Below are 18,921 nucleotides of genomic sequence, written 5' to 3'. Positions count from 1 at the left end.
TCAATCTGGGCACGTGAGGCGGGATGGCGTCAGGCCTGACAAGCGACCTCTGATGTGTAAAGCTCTCCCGTAAGCGGTCGCGCCCGTTGACAGGTGTCAAACTCGACGAAGTAGAGTCTCCCCATGCAGATCCGTGAGCATGTCGGCGCCGACAAGCCGGCCATCGTCATGTACCCCTCCGGGACCGTCATCACTTTCGACGAGCTGGAGGCCCGGGCCAACCGGCTGGCGCACTTCTTCCGCAAGCAGGGGCTCAAGGAAGGCGATTCCGTCGCCATCCTGATGGAGAACAACCAACACATGCACGCGGTCATGTGGGCGGCCCGCCGCAGCGGCCTGTACTACGTGCCGATCAACACGCACCTGACCCCCGCCGAGGCGGCCTACATCGTCGACAACAGTGGCGCCTCGGCGATCGTCGGTTCCGCGGCGCTGCGCGCGACGCTGGCGGGTCTGAGCGCCGAGCTGCCGAACGGTCTGCCCGACACGCTGCTCATCGCCGACGACGACCTCGAGGGCTGGCAGCGCTACCCGGAGGCGGTCGCGGAGCTGCCCGACACTCCGATCGACGATGAGATCGAGGGCGACCTGCTGCAGTACTCGTCGGGCACCACCGGCCGGCCCAAGGGCATCAAACGTCCTCTGCCGCACGTGCATCCGTCCGAGGAGCCGGGCATGATGGCCGCGCTGGTCGGGTTCTGGATGCACCCGGACGCGGTCTACCTGAGCCCGGCCCCGCTGTATCACACCGCGCCGTCGGTGTGGTCGATGCAGGTGCAGGCCGGCGGCATCACCACCGTGGTGATGGAGAAGTTCGACGCCGAGGGCTGCCTCGACGCGATCCAGAAGCACAAGGTGACCCACGGCCAGTTCGTCCCCGCGATGTTCACCCGGATGCTGAAACTCCCCGAGGACGTCCGCAAGTCCTACGACGTGTCCTCGCTGCAGCGCGTCATGCACGCCGCCGCGCCGTGCCCGATCGACATCAAGAAGCAGATGATCGACTGGTGGGGCCCTATCGTCGACGAGTACTACGCCTCCTCCGAGGCCATCGGGGCAACGCTGATCACCGCCGAGGAGTGGCTGCAACATCCGGGCTCGGTCGGCAAGCCGATGCTGGCCGCCGTGCACATCCTCGACGAGGAGGGCAACGAGTTGCCGCCCGGTCAGCCCGGCGAGGTGTACTTCGAGGGCGGGTTCGACTTCGAGTACCTCAACGACGCCGAGAAGACCGCGGCCTCGAGGGACTCGCACGGCTGGAAGACCGTGGGCGACATCGGTTATGTCGACGAGGACGGCTACCTGTACCTGACCGACCGGCGGCACCACATGATCATCTCCGGCGGGGTCAACATCTACCCGCAGGAAGCCGAGAACATGCTCGTCACCCATCCGAAGGTGATGGATGCGGCGGTGTTCGGCATCCCGGACTCCGAGATGGGTGAGACCGTCAAGGGTGTGGTGCAGACCGTCGACCCCGCCGACGCCACCGAGGAGTTCAACGAGGAACTCATGGCCTGGCTGCGGGATCGCCTGGCGCACTACAAGTGTCCGCGATCCATCTCGTTCGAGACGCAGTTGCCGCGCACCGACACCGGCAAGTTGTACAAGCAGAGCCTGATCGAGAAATACGGATCGTAGTGCGGGTCGTCGACCTTTCCGAAACGCCGGTCCCGGTGCCACCGGGACCGCCGGGCGTGGTGGTGGCGGTGGGTGATCCGGCCTCCGTCGAGGCCGAGTTCTGGCTTCAGCGGGCGACTTTCACCCTCACCGAGTCGGCGGTCGAGGATCCGCGGGTGGTGACCGTACCGTCGGTGTCCGCCGCGCTGGCCGAACTGTCGGATCGGGTGGCCCGGTGGCCCCAGGCCGCCGCGGTATGCGATGACGTGCTGCGTGCCGTGGACACCGCGGCTCCGGCCTTTCAGGGCGTGATCACCGAATCACTGGCGTACTCGACGCTGCAGTCGGGTCCGGAGTTCGCGCGCTGGCTCGCCGAACGCGGACCCGCGACCGTGCCCGCGCTGCCGGACCCGGTGGTCGCGCACCGTGACGGCGCCTCGCTGCACATCCGGTTCAACCGCCCGCGGCGGCACAACGCGTTCAGCACCGACGCCCGGGCCGCGCTGCTGGAGGCGCTGGAGGTGGCGCTGCTCGACCCCGACATCGACGAGGTGGTGCTGGGCGGCAACGGCCGGTCCTTCTGCAGCGGAGGGGATCTCGCCGAATTCGGCAGCTTCGACGACCCGTCCTCGGCGCACCTGGCCCGCACCCGGTACAGCCCGGCGCTGGCCCTGGACGCGGTGACCGCCCGCCTCGGGGACGCCTGCCGCGCCGAGGTGCACGGACAGGTGCTGGGCAGCGGATTGGAGATGGCCGCCTACTGCGGTCGGGTGGTGTCCGCCCCCGACGCGGTGTTCGGTCTGCCGGAGCTGGCGCTGGGGTTGATCCCCGGCGCGGGCGGCACCGTGAGCATCACCCGGCGGATCGGGCGTTGGCGCACGGCCTATCTGGTGCTCTCCGGTGCGACGATCGATCCCGCCACCGCGCTGCGCTGGGGATTGATCGACGCCATCACCGCTGGCGGGCCGGGCGAACGATCAGTTCATTGACGTCGACGTCGTCGGGCTCGCCGATCGCGTAGGCGATGGCGCGGGCGATCGCGTCCGGGGAGATCGCGTCGGCGCGGTAGGTGCGCATGGCCGCCGCCGCGTCGGCGTCGGTGATCGTATCGGCGAGTTCGGACGCCACCACGCCGGGCGAGACGGTGGTGACCCGGATGGCGGGGTCGAGCTCCAGGCGCAGCCCCTCGGTGATGGCCCACGCGGCGTACTTCGTGGCGCAGTACACGGCGCCGGTCGGGACCACCTGATGCGCGCCGATCGAGGCCACCGTGACGAAATGCCCGCGGCCGCGGCCCTGGAAGTGCGGCAGCGCCGCGGCGATGCCGTTCAGCAGCCCGCGGACGTTGACGTCGATCGTGGCGTCCCACTGCTCGACCAGCAGCGCGTCCAGGCGCGACAACGGCATCACCCCGGCATTGTTGACCAGTACGTCGATCCGCCCGTGGGTGTCGACGGCGTTCTCGACGAAGGCGGCGACCTGGGTCCGGTCGGTGACATCGAGGCGGCGCACCGCCAGGCTGCCGCCGGCGGCAGCGGCGGTGCTGTCGACGAGGTCGCGGAGCCGGTCCTCGCGGCGCGCCCCGGCAATGACATGGTGGCCGGCCTGCGCAAGATGGGCGGCGGTGGCGGCACCGATGCCGCTGCTGGCGCCGGTGATCAGGACAATCTTCGAATCGGTCATGGCTTCCACCGTCGGCCCTGCGGGGGCGGCTGACCAGGACCCACCGTGCCTGGGTGCGCTGCACCCAGGCGGCGAGGCCGGCGTGCCCTTATCGTGGGAACATGTCCGGGCTCGGGGAGTATTTGCGCAGCCGACGCGCGCAGCTGCGCCCCGACGACGTCGGGTTGACGAGCACGGGCGTCCGGCGGGTGCCCGGCCTGCGGCGCGAAGAGGTGGCGTGGTTGGCCGGGGTCAGCGTCGACTACTACGTGCGGCTGGAACAGGGCCGGGAACGCGCACCGTCGGTCTCGGTCCTGAACTCACTGGCCGCGGCGCTACGACTGGATGACGACGGGCATCGGCACCTGTTCGGCCTGGTCGGCCTGGCGCCTCGGGCCCGCGCGTCCCGCACCCCCGAAACCGTGGATCCGGCCCTGCTCCGGCTGATGGCCGCCTGGCCGGACAACCCCGCGCTGGTCTACAACGGCGCCTACGACGTACTGGCGGCAAATCCCCTGGCAGAGCTGTTGTTCGGTGACTTCGGTGCCGCGGGCAACCTGATGCTGCTGTTGTTCGCCGACCCCCGGGCCCGGAAGTTCTACGTCGACTGGCCGCTGGTCGCCGAGGATTCGGTCGCGGGATTCCGGCTCAATTACGGTGCCGCGCCCGACGACCCGCGCCTGCAGGGGGTGCTCACGGAACTGCTCGGCAGCGGAGACGAGTTCCGCGAACTCTGGCAGGGGCATGCCGCCCGCGGCAAATCGCTGGACAGCAAGGCGTTTCATCATCCCGCTGTCGGCCGGTTGACACTGACCATGCAGACCTTCGATGTGCGTTCGTCGCCCGGACAGCAGTTGGTGGTCTACGACGCCGAGCCGGCCAGCCCGAGCGCCGACGCGTTGAAGCTGCTCGGGCGGCTCCAGTGCGCCAGGGGTACTGAGCGCGCGGAGATCACACGAGAGTTGCTTTGACACGCCGTGACCCTGCTGCCAGCATGTGCTGCTGTGACTGTGTCTGGCCGCGTTGAGGGCGGTCCCTTCTTCGACGATCTGAGCGTGGGACAGGTGTTCGACTGGGCACCGTCGATGACGCTGACCTCTGGTGCCGCCGCCACCCACCAGGCGATCATCGGCGACCGGATGCGCCTGCCGCTGGACGAAGGGCTCGCGCACGCGGTGACCGGCGCCGGCGCCGCCCTGGCGCATCCCGCCCTGGTCTGCGACGTGGCGATCGGCCAGACCACGCTGGTCACCCAGCGCGTCAAGGCGAACCTGTTCTACCGCGGGCTGCGCTTCCATCGCTTTCCGTCGATCGGTGACTCGCTGTACACGCGCACCGAAGTCGTTGGCCTCAAGCAGAATTCCACCAAACCCGGCCGCGCCCCGACCGGGCTGGCGGCGCTGCGCATGATCACCACCGACCAAGCCGACCGGCTGGTGCTCGATTTCCACCGCTGCGCCATGCTGCCGGTGCGCCCGGAGGCCGGCGAGACCGGCCACAACGACGACCTGTCCGCCATCGGCGTCGACGATGCGCCGGTGCCCGACCCCACCGAGTCCTGGAACGCCGACGAGTTCCGCCGCCGCGTCCCGGGCCCGCACTTCGACGCCGGGCTGGCCGGCGCCGTCCTGCACAGCACCGGCGACGTCGTCAGCAGCGCACCCGAGCTGGCCCGACTGACGCTCAACATCGCCGCCACTCACCACGATGCGCGGGTCGGCGGGCAGCGCCTCGTCTACGGCGGCCACACCATCGGCCTGGCATTGGCGCAGGCCAGCCGGCTGCTGCCCAACCTGGTCACCGTGCTGGGCTGGCATTCCTGCGACCACACCGGCCCGGTGCACGAGGGCGACACGCTGCACAGCGAGCTGCACGTCGAAGCCGCCGAACCGCACGACCGCGGCGGCGTGCTCACCCTGCGGTCCCTGGTCTACGCCGCCGGTGAGCCCGACCGTCAGGTGCTCGACTGGCGGTTCACCGCTCTCATGTTCTAAGGACGATGTCCTCACGCTACGGGACAATGGGCGCATGGGTCCCCTGCTCGTCGACGAGGCGGTGCTGCGCCGCGCGCGCGGCCGGGTCGATGCCGCCGAGGAGCTGATCACCGGCCGGGCCGCCCTGCTGGGACTCGTCTCGCGGGGCCGCGTCTCCGCCGGCGGCGCCACCCGGCTGCTGCGGACCATCGACGGCTGGTGCGCGCTGACGCTCTCCCGCGACGACGACCTGGCCTGTGTGCCCGCGCTGCTCGAAAGCGACGACGGCGCCGGTTGGCCGGACATCGAGGCGTGGGCGGCGGGCCGCACCGCCGAGCAGGTCCGCGACCGCGCGCGGCTGCTTGACCTGCCGGTCGCGGTGCTCGGCGAGGCCGAAGCCACCGAGCCCCGACCCCGGCGGATCGGTGCGCCCGGGCCCCCGCGGGAGCCCGCCGGGCTGCTGGTGGTCGACCTGACCTCGATGTGGGCCGGCCCGCTGTGCGCGCAGCTGTTGGCCCGCGCCGGGGCGGTGGTGGTCAAGGTGGAAAGCCCGCGCCGACCCGACGGAACCCGCGCCGGCGACCCGAGGTTCTTCGACTGGATGAACGCCGGAAAGCTCAGCTACACCGCTGATTTCGACCGGGACCGGGCGGCCCTGCGGGCGCTGTTGACTGCCGCCGACATCGTCTTGGAGTCCTCCCGCCCCGCGGCGCTGACCGGTCGCGGCCTCGGCCCGCACGAGTTGTCGGCCGGGCCCGGCCGGGTATGGATCCGCATCACCGGCCACGGCGCCGAGGGTGTCAACGCCGGGCGGGTGGCCTTCGGCGACGACGCCGCGGTGGCCGGTGCGCTGGTATGCCACGACGCGCACGGCCCGGTCTTCCTGGCGGACGCGGTGGCCGACCCGCTGACCGGAATCGAGGCCTATGTCGCGGTCACCGATGCGTTGCGCCGCGGCGGCGGCGAACTCGTCGAGGTGTCCATGGCGGCGGTGGCGGCCGGTCATCGCCCCGCCGAACCGGCCCAGGTCACCGTGACGCCGCGGCCGCCGCGGCTCGCGGGACCGGCGGCCCCGCTCGGTGCGGACAACGCCGCGGTGGACCGGATGGTCGGCGAAAAGCTGGGCACACCATGCTGATTCGCAACGCCACCCTGCTCGACGGCGGCGTGGTCGACATTCGAGTGGGGCCGGTCATCAGCGCGGTCGCAGCCGAGCTGTCGGCCGGGCCGGGCGAACCCGTCCTCGACGCGGGGCACGGCTGTGTGCTGCCTGGACTGCACGACCACCATGTGCACCTGCGGGCCGCGGCCGCTGCGGCGGCGTCGGTGCGGGTGGGGCCGGGCGAAGCTGAGGACGCGGCTGCGCTCGCCGGGATCCTGGCCGCCGCCACGCCCGGCGCCGACGGCTGGATCCGCGCCGTCGGCTACCACGATGCGGTCGCCGGGCCGCTGGATCGACAGCTGCTCGACACGGTGAGCCCACCGCTGCCGGTCCGGGTTCAACACCGCAGCGGCGCGCTGTGGACGTTGAACTCGGCGGCGCTGCGCGAGATCGGTCTGGCCGGTCATCCCGACGGCAGGTTCCGCCGCGGTGACGGGGAGCTGGTGCTGCCCGACAATCCGCCGTCACTGGCTGCGATCGGGGAGCAGTTCGGCCGGTACGGGGTCACCGGGGTCACCGACGCGACGCCGGGGCAGGGCCGCGGCGACCTCGACGACATCGCCGCCGCGCGCCTTTCCGGTCAGCTGCCGCAGCGGGTGCACTGCATGGCACCGGCCACCCTGGCGCACGACGAGATCGCCGGTCTGACACTGGGGCCGGCAAAAATGATCCTCGACGACGACAGCCTCGATCTCGACGCGCTCACCGCGTGGATCGGTGCGGCCCGCGACCGCGACCACCCGGTGGCGGTGCACTGCGTGACCGCCGCCCAACTGGTGGTCACCCTGGCCGCTCTGCGCGTCGCCGGCACCCATCCCGGAGACCGCGTCGAGCACGCCGCGATGGTTCCCGACGACCTCATCGCGGACCTGGCCGATCTGCGCGTCACCGTGGTCACCCAACCCAACTTCGTGGCCGAGCGCGGTGATCAATACCTGACGGACGTCCCCGCCGACGAGCACGGGCAGCTGTGGCGGGTCGGCGCACTGCGCGAAGCCGGTGTGCGTCTTGCGCTGTCGACCGACGTCCCCTTCGGCGCCGGTGACCCGTGGGCCGCGATGCGCGCCGCGACCACCCGTCGAACGCGCAGCGGCGCCGTGCTCGGCGAACACGAGCGGGTGTCGGCGCACACCGCCTTGACGATGTTCCTGGGCAGCGCCGAACAACCGGACCGGCCGCGCACCGTGGCACCTGGTACGCCGGGGGACCTGTGCGTGCTGCGCGCCCGGCCCGCCGAGGTGCTCGCCCGCCTGGACGCGGACCTGGTGGCCGCGACCGTCATTGCCGGCGAGGTGGTCTACCGGTCAGTGCGGTAGATCGCGGAATGCGCTCTCGCGGAAGGGTTCCGGCTCCTTGGGCAGCCCCAGCACCCGCTCGCCGACGATGTTGCGCTGGATCTGATCGGTGCCACCGCCGATCGAGGTGAAGTAGGCGTTGAGCGTGCGGAACGTCACGCCGTCGCCGACCGGATTCTCCGGTCCGGCCAGCATCGATTCGGCGCCGGTGATCTCGGTCTGCACCCGGGCGGTCTCGTGCAGGATCCGCGACATCGCGATCTTGCTCAGGGCGAGCAGCGCGGCGGCCTGCAGGCCGCCGGTGGCCTTGGCGCGCTGGTTGTTCCAGCGGTTCGCCGCGGCCAGCCCGTCCATCCGTGCGATCTGCTGCCGGATGTGGCTGTCGGAGAGCTTGCCGTGGTCGGCGGCCAGCGAGATCAGGCTGTCGCGGCTGCCATCGGTCTGCCCCGACGACCGCGCGGTGCGGGCCAGGTCACCCATCAGCCGTCGCTCGTAGCCCAGCGCGGTCTGCAGCACACCCCAGCCGCCGTTGAGTTCGCCGATCAGGTTCTCGGCCGGGACCTTCGCGTCGGTGATGAACACCTCGTTGAACTCCGACTCACCGGTGATCTGGTGAATGGGGCGGACCTCGACCCCGGGCTGGCGCATGGGGAACATGAAGAAGCTGATGCCCTTGTGCTTGGGCACATCCCAATCGGTTCGGGCCACCAGCAGGCCATAGTCGGCGGTCGCCGCGAACGATGTCCACACCTTCTGCCCGTTGACCACGAAGTGGTCTCCGTCGCGGTCGGCGCGGGTGCGCAGGCCGGCCAGGTCGGAACCGGCGCCGGGCTCGCTGTAGAGCAGGCACCACTTGGACTCGCCGCGCAGCGACGGCGGGATCAGCCGCCGCTTCTGCTCTTCGGTGCCGGCGTCGTGCAGCGTGCACGCGAACAGGTTCGCCCGGTCGTGGCCGGTGCCCGGAGCCCCGGCCGCCTTGAACTCGGCGGCCACGATCCGTGACTCGGCGTCGCTGAGGTCGCGGCCGTACCATTCGGGCTCCCAGCTGGGCGCGGCCCAGCCGTTGTCGAACACCAGTTGCGCCCACTGGGCGCGGTCCATCCCAGGAGTCCAGTTGGCCGCCAGGAATTCTCGGACTTGTGCGCGGATGTCGGACATCACGCCCCCTTCAGCTGCAGGTAACGTTCGCGGTGCCAGGCCGGGTCGCCGAGCAACTGGGCGTCGGTGCGGGCCCGCCGCAGGTACAGGTGTGCGGGATGCTCCCAGGTGAATCCGATACCGCCGTGGACCTGGATGCTGGTGGCGGCGACGGTCACGTACGCGTCCCCGCAATAGGCTTGCGCCAGAGCGAGATCGGCGGCGCGGTTGTCGTCGCCGGCGTCGTAGGCGGCCGCGACGTGGCGGGCGGCCGAGACCGCGGACTCAGCCTCGAGCAGCATGTCGGCGCACATGTGCTTGACGGCCTGGAAGCTGCCGATGGCCCGACCGAACTGGAACCGGGTGCGGGCGTAGTCCACGGCCATCTGCATGGCGTGGTACGTGCCGCCGGCCTGCTCGCCGAGCATCGCCACCCCGCCGGTCTCCAGTGCCGCGGCGAAAGACGCCGCGCCCGAACCGGGTTCGCCGACCAGCCGCGCCGGGGTACCGGAGAACCGGACGCGGTGCAGCTTGCGGGTCAGGTCCACCCCGGTCAGCCCGACGGCCTCGAAGCCGGCCGCCCCGCGACTCACCGCAAAGACCGCCGGACCGTCGGCCGTGCCCGCCAGCACGTAGAGCACGTCGGCGGCCCCGGCGTCGAGGACGTAGTTCTTCTCGCCGGTCAGCTGCCACTGGTCGCCGGCGGCGCTCGCGGTGGTGCCCAGCTCGCCCGGCAGCGTCGCGGAGGTGCCCTCCGCGAACGCGAGGGCGGTCACCGAGGTGCCGTCGGCGATCGTCGGCAACACCTGGGCCGCCTCGTCGGCGTCACCGGTGGCGGTCAGCAGCGCCGGCGTCAGGACGGCGGTGGAGAAGAACGGCCCGCACAGCAGCGCGCGGCCCATCTCCTCACACACCGCGCTCATCTCGACGTGCCCGGCACCGGCCCCACCGAACTGTTCGTCGATGGTGAGTCCGAGCAGTCCCATGTCGGTGAGGTCGGCCCAGGTGCCCTCGTCGAGGCCGGTGTCGGTGGCCATCAACTCGCGGACCTGCGCCTCACTGGAGCGCTTCTGCATCAGTCCCGAGACTGCTTCGCGCAGCGCCTTGATCTCGTTGGTCACTACCGTGCCTCCGTTTGTGTTTCGGTGAACCGGCCGCGCAGGAACTCGCACTGGCGGTCGAAGAAGTTCTGGGCCACCGGCGTTTTCGCGGCGATCTGGTCGAAGCCGTGGAAGGCGCCGTCGACCACGTCGACCTCGGTGGGCACGCCGGCGTCGTTGAGCCGCTGCGCGTAGGCAATGTCCTCGTCGTGGAACAGGTCGAGGGTGCCGACGCCGATCCAGGCCGGCGGTAGGCCCGCCAGGTCGGTGCGCCGGGCCGGGACCGCCTGATCCCGGTCGGCGTCGGCGAGGTAGGCGTCCCAGCCGAAGATGTTGCTGCGGTGGTCCCACAGCCGAAAGCCGGGGTTGCTGCCGGAGCGCGAGCGGTCGTCGAGCATCGGATACACCAAATGCTGTGCCACCGGGGTGATCTCGGCGCGGTCGCGGGCCAGGAACGCCAGCTGTGCGGCCAGCCCGCCTCCGGCGCTGCCGCCGGCGATGACGATCCGGTTCGGGTCGACCGCCGGCAGCGACGCCAGCCAGGTCAGCGCGGAGTGGCACTGCTCGAGCGCGTACGGATAGGGGTGTTCGGGGGCCAGCCCGTACTCGACCGCGGCCACGGTGATGCCGAGCCGGTCGGCGAACCTGCGGCACAACGCGTCGTCCTGGGCGGCGGTGCCGATCACGTACCCGCCGCCATGGATCCACAGCATGGCCGGCGCCGCGGCGACGACTGTGCTGGGGCGGTGCAGCCGTACTTCGACGCCATCGCTGGTGGTCAGCACCGCGACGTTCTTGGCCGGGAATCTCTTTTGCATCCGTGACGCCGCCCGCAGCAGCGGTAGCGTGGCGGCCCGGATGGGCGCCTTGGGGACCACCCTGGCCAGTTTGCGCAGCTCAGGGTGGATGTGGACGGTGCTCATCGCACTGAGCGTACTGGGCGAATAGTTGACAGGTGTCAAGGGGTTGGAAAGTGGGTACCCCAGCCGGCTCGGATGTTTACAGACGTCCGAAATCCTGTCACGGACAGACACTTCGCCGAATTTGCTCATTTCTGCACCGGCCGGGGGGTGCAGCGGGGGTACAGTCGCGCCATGACGGCAGGATCGCAGTCCCGGGCCCCCGAACCCACACTGTGGTCGCGGGCGGAGTCCCTGCTGCGCACCAGCCCGGCCGATGCCCTGCTGGCGGCCACCGCGGCGGGCGCCCAGCTTCCCGTGATCGGAAAGCACCTCGAACAACTCGGCGGCTACACCGCCATCAGCATGTGGGCCGGCCGGCACGCACCCGAGATCGTCGGGTCGGCCACCAGGACCTGGTTCACCCCCGGCATCGGCAGGGTCCGGCAGGCCGAGCGGGACCAGACGCACGCCGTGGCCGCCGCCGCGCTGCGCGGCATCGTGCCCGAACAGGATCTCGACGTCGCCTGGCCGGCGCCCGACCGCACGCCGCCGCTGCTGCGGGCCTTCGAGCACCGTCGGCACCTGTATCGCACCTCGGTGCGCTACGGCGAGGAACCGACCCAGTTGCTCGACGTATGGCGGCTGCGCGAGCTGCCCGTGCAGCCGGCGCCGGTGATGATCTTCGTGCCCGGCGGAGCCTGGGTGCACGGCGGCCGGGCCCTGCAGGGCTACGCGCTGATGTCCCACCTGGCCGAGCTCGGCTGGGTGTGTCTGTCGGTGGAGTACCGGGTGGCGCCCGGACATCGTTGGCCGCAGCACATCGCCGACGTGAAGGCCGCGATCGCGTGGGCGCGGGCCAACGTCGACCGGTTCGGCGGCGACCGCGACTTCGTCACCATCGCCGGCTGCTCGGCCGGCGGGCACCTGGCCGCGCTGGCCGGGCTCACCGCCGGAGACCGCGAGTACCAGCAGCATCTGCCGGAGGGCTCGGACACCTCGGTGGATGCCGTGGTGGGCATCTACGGGCGCTACTGCTGGGAGGACCGCTCGACCCGGGAGCGGCAGCGCTTCGTCGACTTCCTCGAACGCGTCGTGGTCAACGGGCGCCTGGAGCGCGACCCGGACGTGTTCCGCAAGGCGTCACCGATCGCGCGGGTGCACGCCGCCGCGCCGCCGTTCCTGGTGCTGCACGGCTCCGGCGACACCATCATCCCGGTGGCGCAGGCGCGCGACTTCGTCGCCCGGCTGCGCGACGTGTCCCGCGCACCGGTCGGCTACCTCGAGCTGCCCGGCGCCGGACACGGCTTCGACATGACCGACGGCGCCCGGACCGGGCCGGCGGCGACGGCAATCGGATTGTTCCTCAACCAGATTCACCGCGCCCGCCTCGTGTCGCAGGCCAAACGGGCCATCTGAGGTCGGACTCGCTTGTAGGGTTCACCGCACGGGTAGGGGGAGCCGAACAGACGAGGGGCGGGCAATGAAGAGACTCACCGGCTGGGATGCGTTTCTGCTGTACTCCGAGGCGCCCAACGTCCACATGCACACCCTCAAGATCGCGATCGTCGATCTCAGCGCCATCGGTGACCGCGTCTTCGGCATCGACGAGTTCCGCCAGGTCATCGAGAGCCGCTTGCACAAGCTCGAACCGCTGCGCTACCAACTCGTCGACATCCCGTTCAAGTTCCACCACCCGATGTGGCGGCAGAACGTCGAGGTCGACCTCGAGTACCACGTCCGACCGTTGACGCTGCCCGCGCCGGGCGGCCGGCGCGAACTCGACGACGCCATCGCCGACATCGCCGGCACGCCGCTGGACCGTAGTCGGCCGCTGTGGGAGATGTACTACGTCGAGGGGCTGCAGGGGCGGCGGATTGCCGTCGTCAACAAGATTCATCACGCCCTGGCCGACGGGGTCGCGGCGGCCAACCTGCTGGCCCGGGGAATGGACTTGCAGGCCGGACCGACCGACGACGGCGTGGGGTACGAGACCGACCCGCCGCCCACCAGATCCGAACTGGTGCGCACGGCATTTCGGGACCACTTCCGGCACATCGCGCAGGTGCCGTCGACCATCGCCTACACCGTCGCGGGCATCAACCGGGTGCGGCGCAGCACCCGGCGGCTGGCCCCGGACCTCACCCGCCCGTTCACCCCGCCTCCGAGTTTCATGAACCACGTGCTCACTCCCGAACGGCGGTTCGCGACGGCCTCGCTGTCGTTGACCGATGTCAAGGAGACGAAGTCGAAGCTGGGCGTCTCCATCAACGATCTGGTGCTGGCGTTGTCCGCCGGTGCGCTGCGCCAGCTTTCGCTGCACTACGACGGCCACGCCGACCACCCGCTGCTGGCCTCGGTGCCGGTCAGTTTCGACTTCTCCTCGGAGCGGGTCTCGGGAAACTACTTCACCGGGGTGATGATGCCGGTGCCGATCCACCTCTCAGATCCGCTGGAGCGGGTGCAGCAGGCCCACTCCGACGCCATCCTGGCCAAGGAGACCAATCACTTGATCGGGCCAGAGCTGGTCAGCCGCTGGTCCAACTACTTGCCCCCGGCCGCAATGGAGGCGCTGTTCAAGCGACTGTCGGACATCGACGGTCAGAACAAGATCCTCAACCTCAACATCTCCAACGTGCCGGGCCCCCGCGAGCGAGGGCGAGTGGGCGGCGCCTTGGTCACCGAGCTCTACAGTGTCGGGCCGATCACCGCTGCCAGCGGTGTCAACATCACCGTGTGGAGCTACGTCGACCAGCTCAACATCTCGGTGCTCACCGACCACGATTCGGTGCAGGATGCCCACGAGGTGACCACGGCCATGGTGCGGGAAATGGTCGAGATTCGCCGCGCCGCAGGTCTTTCCGAGGAGCTGACCGCCGTCGAGAACGCGCTGTCGCAGGTCGGTTAGTCGTCGGCGGCGGCGGTCTTGCGGGCGTCGACCCAGGACAGGAACCGCTCGATGGCCTGCGCGGTGTAGCGGCCCCGCGGGGAGCCGAAGATGTCAAAGGCGTGCTGTGCGTGCGGTATCTCCGCGTAGGCGACGACGTCGGTGGACACCTTGCGCAACGCGTCGACGAATTCGCGGGCCTCCGGTACCGGGATGAGCGAGTCGTTGACGCCGTGTAGCACGAAAAACGGTGGTGCGTCGGGCCGTATCCGCTCGATCGGTGAGGCGTCGAGGTACACTTGCCGATGCGTCCTGGGGTCCAGCTTGGTCACCAGCAGCCGCAGGAAGCCGACGAACTCGCGACGCCCCGGGCCCTCGTCGCTGTACCAGTCGTAACGGCCGTACACCGGGACGGCCGCGACCACGGACGTGTCGGCGTCCTCGAAACCGGGCTGGAACTCGGGGTCGTTCTGGGTCAGTGCCGTCAGCGCGGTCATATGCCCGCCCGCCGAACCGCCGGTGATCGCGACGAAGTCGGGGTCGCCGCCGTAGTCGGCGATGTTCTCCTTGATCCAGGCCAGCGCGCGCTTGACGTCGACGATGTGGTCGGGCCAGGTGTTGCGCGGGCTGACCCGGTAGGCGATCGACACGCAGACCCAACCGCGCTCGGCGAGGTGGCTCAGCAGGGGATAGGCCTGTGGCCGGCGCATCCCGATCGACCACGCGCCGCCGGGCACCTGCAGCAGCACCGGGGCTTTGCCGTCCCTGGGCAGGTCGGCGCGGCGCCAGATGTCGGCAAGGTTGGCTGCGCCGTGCGGGCCGTAGCGGACCGTCGAGGTCTTCTCCACATAGCGGCGCCGTGACCAGCCGGTGGAGAACACGCCCGCGCGCCGCCGCGCCCGCGCCACGGGGTCCGAGGTCGCGGCCACCTCGCGGTAGTCGGGGCCCAGCGTCTCGCGCAATCCGGCCTCGAAATACGGCTCCGAGCGCACATTTCGGCGCGCGATCAGGACCAATAGCGCCCACCCGCTGGCATGCAGTGCCAACGCAATTCGGCCCTTGCCGCCGCGGAAGTCGCCACGCAGGCCGCGGCGCAGCGCATCGAGTACCGAACCGCCCAGGTACAGCGGGGCGAGCTCGCTGGTGGGCCAGCCCAAGAAGAACGCCGGGATGGAGCTATAGCCCTTGCGCCCCAGCGGACGCACCCCGTTGGCGGCGTTGGCCAGCTCGGCCGCGGCGCGCAGCAGGGTTCGGTTGGATCTCGACGACATTGCTGGTGCCTCCCATTTCCGGCGGGTTCGCTCGCCGGTGCGGTCGCGTGGCAGTTCGCCAGCCACGGTATCGGAGGTCAGCCGAGCACGGGGAACCGACGCTCGGCGGCCAGCTGGTCCAGCGCCCGTTGCATGACCCGGCGCACATGCGCGTCGACCTCGTCGATGTCCGGGTCCGCACCGAACTCGGCGACGATGTCGATGGGTTCGAGCACCTGCTGGACGATCTTGGTGGGCAGCGGCACATTCAGCGGTACCACCGCCGACAGGCCGAACGGGAAGCCGAACGACACCGGCAGGATCTTGGCGCGGAACATCTTGTCCAACCGCAGGGCCTTGGCCAGCCCGGTGCCGCGGGACAGGAACAGCTGGCTTTCCTGCCCGCCGATCCCCACGGTCGGGACGATCGGGACCCCGGCGTTGAGCGCGGCGCGGATGTAGCCGGTGCGCCCGTCGAAGTCGATCTTGTTGCGTTCGGCGCTGGGGCGGTAGACGTCGTAGTCGCCGCCGGGGAAGACCACCACGACGCCGCCGGATCGCAGTGCCTCGTCGGCGTTGTCGTGGTTGGCCTTGATGAAGCCGGTCTTGCGGAAGAAGCTCGCGGTGGGGCCGGTGAACACCAGGTCGAAGGTCAGCGTGTACACGGGCCGGTCGTAGCCGAAGTGGTCGTAGAACCCCGCCGCGAACACCGGCACGTCCATGGCGAAGATGCCGCCCGAGTGGTTGGACACCACCAGGGCGCCGCCGTCCGGAAAGTTTTCCAGCCCGCGGACTTCCGAGCGGTGGTAGAGCTTGAGGAAGGGCTTCAGCACGCCCATGACCTGCTCGGTGAGGGTGGGGTCGAACTTGGCGATCTCCCCAGCGAGGATCTCGGTGTCGTCGATATCGGACGGGCTCACGGGTCCCCCTGGGGCGGAATTGAAACGTGTTCTAGTTTTGATGTTACCCGGACGGGCGGCATCGAATCGCCGGGTCCGCACCGTTGGCCTTACGGTAGGAGTTTACGATGTCGAGCGTGAGCGACGAATCCACTGAACCCGCAGTCCTGGTCGAACAGCGCGACCGGATCCTGGTCATCACCATCAACCGCCCCAAGGCCAAGAACGCCGTCAACCTCGCCGTCAGCCAGGGCCTGGCCGACGCGATGGACCGGCTCGACGAGGATCCCGGCCTGTCGGTGGGCGTGCTCACCGGCGCCGGCGGGTCGTTCTGCGCGGGCATGGACCTCAAGGCCTTCGCCCGCGGCGAGCGCTGCGACATCGAGGGCCGCGGCCTCGGCTTCACCCAGGCCCCGCCGGCCAAGCCGCTGATCGCCGCAGTCGAGGGGTACGCGCTGGCCGGTGGCACCGAAGTGGCGCTGGCCACCGATCTCATTGTCGCGGCACGGGATTCGGCATTCGGCATCCCCGAGGTCAAGCGCGGGCTGGTGGCCGGCGGCGGCGGTCTGCTGCGGCTCCCGCAGCGCATCCCGTACGCCATCGCCATGGAACTCGCGCTGACCGGGGACAACCTGTCCGCCGAGCGGGCCCACGAGCTCGGGCTGGTCAGCGTGCTGGCCGAGCCGGGCGGGGCGCTGGACGCCGCGATCGCGTTGGCCGAGAAGATCACCGCCAACGGCCCGCTGGCCGTCGCCGCGACCAAGAAGATCATCGTCGAGGCGCGGTACTGGGGCCCCGAGGAACAGTGGACCGAGCAGATGAAGATCCTGGGCCCGGTGTTCATGTCCAAGGACGCCCAGGAGGGTGCCGTCGCTTTCGCCGAAAAGCGCGCCCCGCAGTGGACGGGTACCTGACCCGAACAGTGCGGCGTCGGAAAACCGCTTGACCTCAACCGAGGTTCAGGCGCGACGATGGGCGGCATGGTCACCCAGACGCTCCGGTCGCAGTCCGCGCTCGAGGTGGGCGCCTACCTGGCCCGAGTGGGTTACGCCGGACCCGTCGAGCCCACCGCGGCGCTGCTGCGCGCGCTGGTCGCTGCGCATCTGACGCACATCCCGTTCGAGAACCTGGACCCGTTGATGGGCATCCCGGTGGCGAACCTCGACGCGGAATCGTTGGCCGCCAAAATGGTGCGGCGCGCCCGCGGCGGATACTGCTTCGAGCAGAACGGGCTCTTCGGGTATGCACTGTCCGCGCTGGGCTTCGCCGTCGAGCCGCTGACCGCGCGGGTGGTCTGGACCCATCCCGACGGCCTGGACGCGCCGCCGTCCCCGCTGACCCACCAGGCGTTGGCGGTGCGCATCCCCGGCGATCCCCGGCGGTTCTTCGTCGACGTCGGCTTCGGCGGGCAGACGCTCACCGCGCCGCTGGAGTTCGTCTCCGGCGCCGTGCAGCCGACGCCCAACGAGCCATACCGCATCGGGGTGCGCGGCGAGGAGTACTTCCTGGAGAGGCTGATCGGCGACGCCTGGCAGCCGCTCTACATCTTCGCCGACGTGCCACGTCCGGCGATCGATCTGCAAGTCGGAAGTTGGTACGTGTCAACGCATCCGGAGTCGCCCTTTGTGGTCGGGTTGAGCGCCTCGAAGATCATCGACGGCGCCCGCTGGAACCTGCGTGGCCGTCACCTGGCGATCCACCGGCCGGGGACGCCCACCGAACGGGTGCGGTTCGAGAACGCCTCGCAGGTGTTGAGCCTGCTGATGAACACCTTCGGGCTCGACGTCGGCGGGATCGGCGACGTGCACGCCCGGATCACCGAGGTGCTCGACGCCTGAGGCCGGCGGCTCGCGCCGAGATTGTCACCACGGTCGTGACATCGCCGCGCTCACCACCCTGGTGATGTTCTCGTCGGGCGGGGCGCCCGAGAGCGCCCCGAGGGCGGTTCAGCGCGCCCAGGTCAGCGCGTCCCACAGCGTCCCGTCGTCGCCCCCGGCGCCCGCCGCCAGCGCTCGGCGACCCAGCGCCCGGGCGTGGTGGCCGGTGCTGCCGAACTCGCCGATCCAGCCGTGCGCCCGCATGGTGGCCGACCACAGTGAGTGCTCGATGGTCACGCCGATCGCGCCGTGCAGTTGGTGGGCGGTGGTGGCGACCGCGGGGACCGCGCGGCCGACGACCACCTTGGCCAGCGTCACCGCATAGTCGGCCTGCGGACTGTCGAAGCCGTGGTCGGCGGCGGCCGCGACCGCCAGTGTCGTTGCCGCCCTGGCGCGTTCGATCTCGCCCGCCATCTGCGCCAACGCGTGCTGGACGGCCTGGAACTTGCTCAGCGGCCGGCCGAACTGCTCCCGCTCCCGGGTGTGGGCCACCGTCATCTCCGCGGCGGCGTCCAATGCCCCGATCACCTGCACGCAGCGCGCCCAGGCGCCGCGGCGGGCCAACTCGTCGGCGACCTCGGGACCGCAGTGCACCGCGTCGGCCGGGACGGCGATGCGCACGGTGTCGCGGGGTTCGCCGGCCAGATCGCGGCCCTCGACGATGTCCAGTTCGGCGGGCCGGGCCAGCGCCACGCGCAACCCGTCGTCGGCGCGGGCCGCCAGCACCACCGCTGTGCACGCCCGCGACCAGGCCACCCCCCGGGCGGTCCCGTCGGCGTCGGCGACCGCGACGGTCAACGGCCCGCTCTCGGGCAGCGACAACCCCGCGCGGTCCGCCAGCCAACCGGCCAGCACGTCGGTTTCCGCGACCGGCGCGGCCACCGCATGACGCGCCAGCCCGCGCAGCACGATGGCCGCCTCGGTGGGGCCCGCTCCCAACTCGGCGGTGCTCGTCAACCGGCTCAGGCCGGTGTCCTCCAGCGCGTCCCAGGCCGCGGCGTCGAACTCCTCGGGCAATCCGCGCTGCCCGACCCGGGCCTCGAAGGACCGCCGGCCGATGTCGTCGACCAGCCGCCGCAGTTCCGCATGCTCGTCGTCGCCCGCCGCCGCGGCGAAGACGCCGCCCACCAGTGCCTCGCTCATCGGGTCAGTCCTCGGCT

At 70.6% G+C, this 18,921-nt stretch carries 17 protein-coding genes; 10 read left to right on the top strand and 7 right to left on the bottom strand.

The genetic code is table 11. From position 1 onward, the window contains the following. Window positions 1–123 precede the first annotated feature (123 nt). Together fadD4 and R2K23_RS21255 are read left to right on the top strand one after the other, a co-directional pair. On the top strand, window positions 124–1,641 hold the full coding sequence (gene fadD4 / locus R2K23_RS21260) for a fatty-acid--CoA ligase FadD4 (RefSeq protein ID WP_316512396.1): 1,518 nt from the start codon (window positions 124–126) through the stop codon (window positions 1,639–1,641). Beyond that, entirely contained in the window at window positions 1,635–2,609 is a 975-nt protein-coding gene (locus tag R2K23_RS21255) for an enoyl-CoA hydratase/isomerase family protein (RefSeq protein ID WP_316517460.1), read from the top strand. Before fadD4 ends, R2K23_RS21255 begins: the two co-directional genes overlap by 7 nt. Here R2K23_RS21255 and R2K23_RS21250 read toward each other — a convergent pair. After that, complete coding sequence (locus R2K23_RS21250) at window positions 2,572–3,303, bottom strand: SDR family oxidoreductase (RefSeq protein ID WP_316512395.1); 732 nt, start codon at window positions 3,301–3,303, stop codon at window positions 2,572–2,574. The genes R2K23_RS21255 and R2K23_RS21250 overlap by 38 nt on opposite strands. A gap of 101 nt (window positions 3,304–3,404) precedes the next feature. Here R2K23_RS21250 and R2K23_RS21245 point away from each other — a divergent pair, with 101 nt between their 5' ends. The 4 genes from R2K23_RS21245 (at window position 3,405) to R2K23_RS21230 (ending at window position 7,733) form a co-directional block, all read left to right on the top strand. Next, window positions 3,405–4,253 carry a helix-turn-helix transcriptional regulator gene (locus R2K23_RS21245; protein WP_316512393.1) on the top strand — a complete coding sequence of 283 codons (849 nt, stop codon included), beginning with the start codon at window positions 3,405–3,407 and terminating at the stop codon, window positions 4,251–4,253. A gap of 114 nt (window positions 4,254–4,367) precedes the next feature. Further along, window positions 4,368–5,276, top strand: coding sequence for a hotdog family protein (locus R2K23_RS21240; protein ID WP_316517458.1), 909 nt, complete (start codon window positions 4,368–4,370; stop codon window positions 5,274–5,276). A 34-nt stretch (window positions 5,277–5,310) separates the two neighbouring features. After that, on the top strand, window positions 5,311–6,393 hold the full coding sequence (locus R2K23_RS21235; protein ID WP_316512391.1) for a CoA transferase: 1,083 nt from the start codon (window positions 5,311–5,313) through the stop codon (window positions 6,391–6,393). Next, on the top strand, window positions 6,387–7,733 hold the full coding sequence (locus R2K23_RS21230) for an amidohydrolase family protein (RefSeq protein WP_316512389.1): 1,347 nt from the start codon (window positions 6,387–6,389) through the stop codon (window positions 7,731–7,733). Before R2K23_RS21235 ends, R2K23_RS21230 begins: the two co-directional genes overlap by 7 nt. On the opposite strand, the gene R2K23_RS21225 is transcribed toward R2K23_RS21230, so the two are convergent. From R2K23_RS21225 to R2K23_RS21215, 3 genes are read right to left on the bottom strand one after another with little or no spacing between them, the layout of a single operon-like run. After that, on the bottom strand, window positions 7,722–8,870 hold the full coding sequence (locus tag R2K23_RS21225) for an acyl-CoA dehydrogenase family protein (RefSeq protein ID WP_316512387.1): 1,149 nt from the start codon (window positions 8,868–8,870) through the stop codon (window positions 7,722–7,724). The genes R2K23_RS21230 and R2K23_RS21225 overlap by 12 nt on opposite strands. Continuing rightward, complete coding sequence (locus tag R2K23_RS21220) at window positions 8,870–9,970, bottom strand: acyl-CoA dehydrogenase family protein (protein WP_316512385.1); 1,101 nt, start codon at window positions 9,968–9,970, stop codon at window positions 8,870–8,872. Before R2K23_RS21220 ends, R2K23_RS21225 begins: the two co-directional genes overlap by 1 nt. Continuing rightward, window positions 9,970–10,872, bottom strand: coding sequence for an alpha/beta hydrolase (locus tag R2K23_RS21215; protein ID WP_316512383.1), 903 nt, complete (start codon window positions 10,870–10,872; stop codon window positions 9,970–9,972). Before R2K23_RS21215 ends, R2K23_RS21220 begins: the two co-directional genes overlap by 1 nt. Before the next feature lie 171 nt (window positions 10,873–11,043). Here R2K23_RS21215 and R2K23_RS21210 point away from each other — a divergent pair, with 171 nt between their 5' ends. After that, window positions 11,044–12,267: an alpha/beta hydrolase gene (locus R2K23_RS21210; protein WP_316512382.1), complete on the top strand. Its 1,224-nt coding sequence runs from the start codon at window positions 11,044–11,046 to the stop codon at window positions 12,265–12,267. Between the two features lie 64 nt (window positions 12,268–12,331). Then, the gene (locus tag R2K23_RS21205) at window positions 12,332–13,756 is read left to right on the top strand and encodes a WS/DGAT/MGAT family O-acyltransferase (RefSeq protein WP_316512380.1); all 1,425 of its coding nucleotides are present in this window, start codon (window positions 12,332–12,334) and stop codon (window positions 13,754–13,756) included. On the opposite strand, the gene R2K23_RS21200 is transcribed toward R2K23_RS21205, so the two are convergent. Continuing rightward, a complete protein-coding gene (locus R2K23_RS21200) occupies window positions 13,753–15,006 on the bottom strand; it encodes an alpha/beta hydrolase (RefSeq protein ID WP_316512378.1) in 1,254 nt (417 codons plus the stop codon). The genes R2K23_RS21205 and R2K23_RS21200 overlap by 4 nt on opposite strands. Window positions 15,007–15,083: 77 nt before the next feature. Continuing rightward, entirely contained in the window at window positions 15,084–15,824 is a 741-nt protein-coding gene (locus R2K23_RS21195) for a 1-acyl-sn-glycerol-3-phosphate acyltransferase (protein ID WP_316517456.1), read from the bottom strand. A 188-nt stretch (window positions 15,825–16,012) separates the two neighbouring features. On the opposite strand from R2K23_RS21195, the gene R2K23_RS21190 reads away from it, so the two are divergent. Then, complete coding sequence (locus tag R2K23_RS21190; RefSeq protein ID WP_316512377.1) at window positions 16,013–16,798, top strand: crotonase/enoyl-CoA hydratase family protein; 786 nt, start codon at window positions 16,013–16,015, stop codon at window positions 16,796–16,798. A 66-nt stretch (window positions 16,799–16,864) separates the two neighbouring features. Next, window positions 16,865–17,722, top strand: a complete 858-nt coding sequence (locus tag R2K23_RS21185; protein ID WP_316512375.1) for an arylamine N-acetyltransferase family protein — start codon at window positions 16,865–16,867, stop codon at window positions 17,720–17,722. A 108-nt stretch (window positions 17,723–17,830) separates the two neighbouring features. Here the strand turns inward: R2K23_RS21185 and R2K23_RS21180 are convergent, their stop codons facing one another. Beyond that, a complete protein-coding gene (locus R2K23_RS21180; protein WP_316512374.1) occupies window positions 17,831–18,904 on the bottom strand; it encodes an acyl-CoA dehydrogenase family protein in 1,074 nt (357 codons plus the stop codon). Window positions 18,905–18,921 lie beyond the last annotated feature (17 nt).

The sequence above is a fragment of the Mycolicibacterium sp. MU0050 genome (genome assembly GCF_963378085.1).
Taxonomy (GTDB): Bacteria; Actinomycetota; Actinomycetes; order Mycobacteriales; family Mycobacteriaceae; genus Mycobacterium; species Mycobacterium wendilense.
Note: the sequence above shows the minus strand (reverse complement) of the source record. Positions and strands in the feature narration are given on the sequence as shown.